The 4,692-nt window shown below is 43.7% G+C and carries 9 protein-coding genes; 8 read left to right on the forward strand and 1 reads right to left on the reverse strand.

Annotation, left to right across the window (positions count from 1 at the left end; all coding sequences use genetic code 11):
* The 3 genes from PX481_RS29760 to PX481_RS15775 form a co-directional block, all read left to right on the forward strand.
* Nucleotides 1-137, forward strand: a 137-nt coding sequence (locus PX481_RS29760; protein ID WP_353852195.1) for an ornithine cyclodeaminase family domain, incomplete at its 5' end; no start/stop codon positions are given.
* 147 nt (nt 138-284) lie between these two features.
* The gene (locus tag PX481_RS15770; protein WP_287669827.1) at nt 285-671 is read left to right on the forward strand and encodes a Pepco domain-containing protein; all 387 of its coding nucleotides are present in this window, start codon (nt 285-287) and stop codon (nt 669-671) included.
* Nucleotides 671-2,179 carry a GUN4 domain-containing protein gene (locus PX481_RS15775; RefSeq protein ID WP_288094936.1) on the forward strand — a complete coding sequence of 503 codons (1,509 nt, stop codon included), beginning with the start codon at nt 671-673 and terminating at the stop codon, nt 2,177-2,179. The genes PX481_RS15770 and PX481_RS15775 overlap by 1 nt, the downstream gene beginning before the upstream one ends.
* Nucleotides 2,180-2,271: 92 nt before the next feature.
* Here PX481_RS15775 and PX481_RS15780 read toward each other — a convergent pair whose 3' ends face one another.
* Nucleotides 2,272-3,063, reverse strand: a complete 792-nt coding sequence (locus PX481_RS15780) for a transposase (protein WP_149974946.1) — start codon at nt 3,061-3,063, stop codon at nt 2,272-2,274.
* 215 nt (nt 3,064-3,278) lie between these two features.
* Between PX481_RS15780 and PX481_RS15785 the strand changes: the two genes are divergently transcribed.
* The 5 genes from PX481_RS15785 to PX481_RS15805 all read left to right on the forward strand — a co-directional run bounded on the left by PX481_RS15785 (nt 3,279) and on the right by PX481_RS15805 (nt 4,447).
* Nucleotides 3,279-3,479 (forward strand): hypothetical protein, encoded by a 201-nt coding sequence (locus PX481_RS15785; RefSeq protein WP_016516387.1) that lies wholly within the window; start codon nt 3,279-3,281, stop codon nt 3,477-3,479.
* On the forward strand, nt 3,473-3,685 hold the full coding sequence (locus PX481_RS15790; RefSeq protein WP_002763396.1) for a RelB antitoxin-like protein: 213 nt from the start codon (nt 3,473-3,475) through the stop codon (nt 3,683-3,685). The genes PX481_RS15785 and PX481_RS15790 overlap by 7 nt, the downstream gene beginning before the upstream one ends.
* Complete coding sequence (locus PX481_RS15795; protein ID WP_288094937.1) at nt 3,672-3,944, forward strand: type II toxin-antitoxin system RelE family toxin; 273 nt, start codon at nt 3,672-3,674, stop codon at nt 3,942-3,944. Before PX481_RS15790 ends, PX481_RS15795 begins: the two co-directional genes overlap by 14 nt.
* A gap of 81 nt (nt 3,945-4,025) precedes the next feature.
* The gene (locus PX481_RS15800) at nt 4,026-4,235 is read left to right on the forward strand and encodes a DUF6887 family protein (RefSeq protein WP_288025962.1); all 210 of its coding nucleotides are present in this window, start codon (nt 4,026-4,028) and stop codon (nt 4,233-4,235) included.
* Nucleotides 4,236-4,240: 5 nt separating this feature from the next.
* The gene (locus tag PX481_RS15805) at nt 4,241-4,447 is read left to right on the forward strand and encodes a type II toxin-antitoxin system HicB family antitoxin (RefSeq protein ID WP_012267433.1); all 207 of its coding nucleotides are present in this window, start codon (nt 4,241-4,243) and stop codon (nt 4,445-4,447) included.
* The last annotated feature ends 245 nt before the right edge of the window (nt 4,448-4,692 follow it).

Raw genomic sequence — 4,692 nt, forward strand, 5'->3', positions numbered from 1 at the left:
ACCCGGCCGTGGTGACAAAATTAAGCGATCGAGGTTCCGTAGAATCCGTGGGTATCGTCACCGATGTGGGTTTATTCCTGAGTCTGTTAACCCAACAGTTGGATAAGTTAACCCGTCCCTTGGTAGAAACGGTTTAAAACCAATACTCTAAAACATAAAACTTATGAGCTTTGGGGGTATTTAAACCCCCTTTTTTGGGACTATTAACCCCTATCTCTATAGGTGAGTTAGCAATGGGTAACTAGAATAATAAAGGAGAACCATTGCCGAAAAACGAGAGCGCTATGCCAGAAGAAACTATTTGGATTATCACCGCAGAAGATACCCCCGTCACCCCCGATAAAGATGCGAAAGGAAACGACACCTATGACAATCCCTGGGACACGAGGAAAACTATCACCGAAGCTGCGACTCGCGGCGTAAAAGTGAGCATAGAGAAGTTAGAGACAGAACTCTCCCATTTTCTCCAGCTTATCGGCAAAGTCTTCAATCAAGCACAGAAACAGGTCAACGAGCAAACCGGTTTTAAACTCGATGAAGTAGAGCTTTGCGTAGAGATTACCGGAGAAGGTGAAGTAAAATTGTTAGGGACGGGGATTAAGACCGGCACTAAAGGCGGATTAACCCTAAAATTCAAGCGAGACGAGAAAAACACACCGACTGCGGACTAATGGCGAACTGGGCATTTATCATCGGCATTACAGCCTATAAACAGGGACACTTTAACAAGCTAGATTGCGCCATCGAAGACGCGAAGGCTATGTTTCGCTATTGTAAAGAAGAAGCCAAGTTTGACATGGTTTTCCTCTTTACCGATGATTCTGACCCCATTAAAACGCCTAGCGGTACTTTTCTAGAAACGAAACCCACCGCCACAAATTTAAAAATCTTCCTCCATGAATTTTTCGAGTCCCCGCAGTTGGAGACGGGGGATAACTTCTGGTTTTTCTTCAGTGGCCACGGATTACGACATCAGGAACAGGATTACCTCGTTCCCCACGATGGACACTCCCAATTGCTCCCAGATACCACCATTTCTCTCACCTATCTCACCCAACGCTTACGCAAATGCGGCGCGGATAATATCATTCTGTTGTTGGACTCTTGCCGGAACGAGACGCGATTCGGCAATAAATCCGCGGGAGGAAAACCCCAACAGGGAGTGATTACCATCGCTTCCTGTAGTCCGGGGGAAGAATCCTATCAAATTCCCGCTTTGGGAATGAGTTCGTTTACCTACGCGCTTCTGGAGGCTTTGCGAATTGAGGGGGAAAGGAATTGCGCGACGGTGGAGAGACTTTGTAATCATCTATTCCATCGAGTTCCGGAAATCAACCGACAATACAACAAACCCCCGCAGACTCCCCACTCCACCGTCGAACCAAACTACAAGAATCATCTGATTCTGTTACCGAAACAAGCAACTATCACCGATATCGCGTTACTGCGAGAGGAAGCGTTAGATTTAGAAGGTGACGGGAGACTAGAAGAAGCAAAACAGTTAATGAGGCGAGTATTAGCCTTAGACCCCACGAATCCGAAGGTTTTAAAAGTTTATGACCGGATTACCCTGAAACTAGCACAACAACCCGTCCCACCTTCCCCTAAAACGGAACCGATAAATCGCGAGTCGGCGAAAACGATAACAGAAACCCCGAAACCCGCAGCACCGAAACTGGAAGAAATCGAACTAAAAAGTGCCAAAGGAATCGATTATCGGAACTTAGAGGATTTATTAAAACGGCAGCAATGGAAGCAAGCGGACGAAGAAACCGCAAGAGTGATGCTACAGGTAGCTAACCGAACAAAAGAGGGATGGCTACGGGTAGAAGATATCGATAATTTTCCCTGCGAGGATTTGCGAACCATTGACCAATTATGGGTTAAATATAGTGGCGGTCGCTTTGGTTTTTCCGTGCAGGCGAAAATCTACCGCGAACTCGGTGGGACGCGGGAGTATAATGAAAGAGTTTGGAACGCTTTCGGAGATAGAGTAGGCTGGCGAGTGAATAATATCTGGATATACTACGGATATGTTACTTTTGACCTAAAAGCACCCCTAGGACACCTCCCTACGTCGTCTAGCCATGCGTGGGAAGAGTTGATTGGAGAAGTGGGGTGGGTGATGGGGGAGGGGGTAGGGAGTGAGGGATTTCTTCTCTCGCGTCGAGACTTGTAAAATGTAACATATAAAGGTTACAGCCAATTTTTAAGAATTGTATCGGGTTGATTTTCCACGAAGCCTTGCGGGTTCTTGGTTTTCGATACCTGTCACCCAGGCCCCCCGTCCGGTCTGCGACATGATTGTAGTATGTCCCCGGCGACGCGGGGGTTGTAGGCGTTGGCAAAAACGAACTGATCCGCCACCGCGAGAATTTCTGGGGTGACTTCCTCCCATTCCTCCCACCAGAGAGACAATTGGCCCGGAGAGGATTTTTTAGACCTTTTCTTCGGCTTTATCCCCGCGAGTAGCTTACTTCCCCAGTGGTTGCGGGTTTCCGGTTTCGGTCGCGGCCGGTATTTCTTGCAGAATCCGCGATATTTGGCCGCGCATTCCTCTAGGGTTTCTCCCAGACTCAAAAACGCAGGATGCCAAGTGGTTAAGCCATCGTCTCCGAGTCGGTCATAGACCCCGTAATCGCTAAAATCGTAGAAGAATCCGACTTGGACTCCCGCAGCCTTCGGATTGGCGTGAATATAGCGTAGGGTATTCAGCGCTCGCTTAGTATCCGTGGTGGGAAAACCGCTACTGTGATAGCGTTTCTCCCAGAAGTGACCAGTTCGATTCAGCATTCGGTTAAAACACATGGCGGTGTACCAGTTCAACCAGTGCATAATTTTGGGTAAGTCTTCCGCGTCTTTCGGTTCGATGAGATAGTGAATATGGTTACTCATCACACAGAGCGCGTAGAGTTTGAATCCGTACTTTTCGATCGCTTTTTTGATAGCGTAGAGTAATACCTGTCGGCATTCTAGACGGGTCAGGCGAAATTCTCGGTTATTACAGCGAATGGTTATATGATAGGAATAGCCTGGGATTAGTTCTCGTTTTGCTCGTGACATTTTGCGTATTTTTCCCCGCGAGGACTTGTAGAATATAACACCTAACAGAAAGATACCGCTATCTTTATCCTGTCCGCAACTTTTATCTGTTAACATGGAACTGTAAACATATTACTAATGCTCAAATTCAGAAAAAACTTCTCAATATATGCGCGGATTTCGGCTACAAATTACCGCTAATCTGTACACCTTACGAGTTAATGGGAGAATGAGCCATGTGGGAAGATGAAATACTCGAAGAAATTCATAAGATTAGAGAAGAACACGCCAAGTCTTTCAACTACGATATAAAAGCGATTTGCGCCGATTGGAGGGAGAGACAAGCGAAAAGTGGTAGAAAATTAGTTCGGTTAAATACCGCCCAAAACATGACAAAAAATAGCGAAAATGATACTATTGAGAGAACCAAATGCTAGAAATTAACAAAAGCTATGTATTAGACAAAGATCAAAAGCCGATTGCCGTTCAGATTCCCATTGCTGAATTTGAAAAAATCGAAGAAATCCTAGAGGATTACGGACTGGGAAAACTCATCGAAGAAGTTGAAAATGATCAAATCCTAGACAAAGAAAAAGCCTTACAATATTTAGAATCGCTTAAAAACAAAAATGTGGAAGGTTGAATACAAAAAGAGATTTTTAAAAGAATTAGCCTCTTTGCCAAAAGACATACAATCTCGCGTTGAGTTGATCGTATTTTCCGAATTAGAAACTGACAATCCTTTTGAATTAGGCTATCTCGATAAAATGAAAGGACATAAAGATAAATATAAAATTAGAGTTGCAGATTATAGGATTGGCCTGACTATTGATAAACCCAATCAAACCATCATCTGTCAACGGGTCGCACATCGTAGAGAAATTTACAAAACTTTTCCTTGATAGAAAAATACCGCTATCTTTATCTGTCAATTGCTTTCTAATCATTTTAATCGATGAACAGGGGAATTGGAACTTTGAATTATGAAAAAATCACCTTCGGAAATGACTAACGCAGAACTCCGTCAGTATCTTTCGGAACATCGAAATGAAGAAGCTATTTTTAGTGAAGCACTAGAAGTATTATTAAGCCGAAAAAAAGACGGGTTTAAATATCCCGCACCTCAAACGATGTCCTATAAAGAAATAGCAACGATTTTCAAGGAAAAATTAAATCAAATAATTGAGGAATAGAAATCGTGCGTTATGCGATTATTATCGAAAAAGCTGAAAATAACTATTCCGCTTATGTTCCCGATTTACCCGGTTGTGTTACTACCGGTAAAACCCTAGAGGAAATCACAGAAAATATGAAAGAAGCAATTCAATTTCATCTGGATGGTTTACAAGAGCAAGGGCTGCCAATTCCCCAACCAGCCACCTATTGCCAGTATATCGAAGCGTAACCGATCACCTGCATCCTGTCTGCAACTTTTATCTGTTAAGTAGCTGGTTATAATTAAATTAAAAATGGATTTTAGGTTCGATCCCCCCTGCCCCCCTTGATAAGGGTAGGGCTGTTTCATTCTCCCATCAGAATATCAAAAGTAAAAGCGATCACTGTCAGGTAAAATGAGAAGTGAACGCGAACTTTTGAAAGATATGTTGAGCTTAATAGAAAAACTAAAACAAGTCAAGGACTTTCGGAAAG

The organism is Microcystis sp. M53603_WE2, from assembly GCF_030065435.1.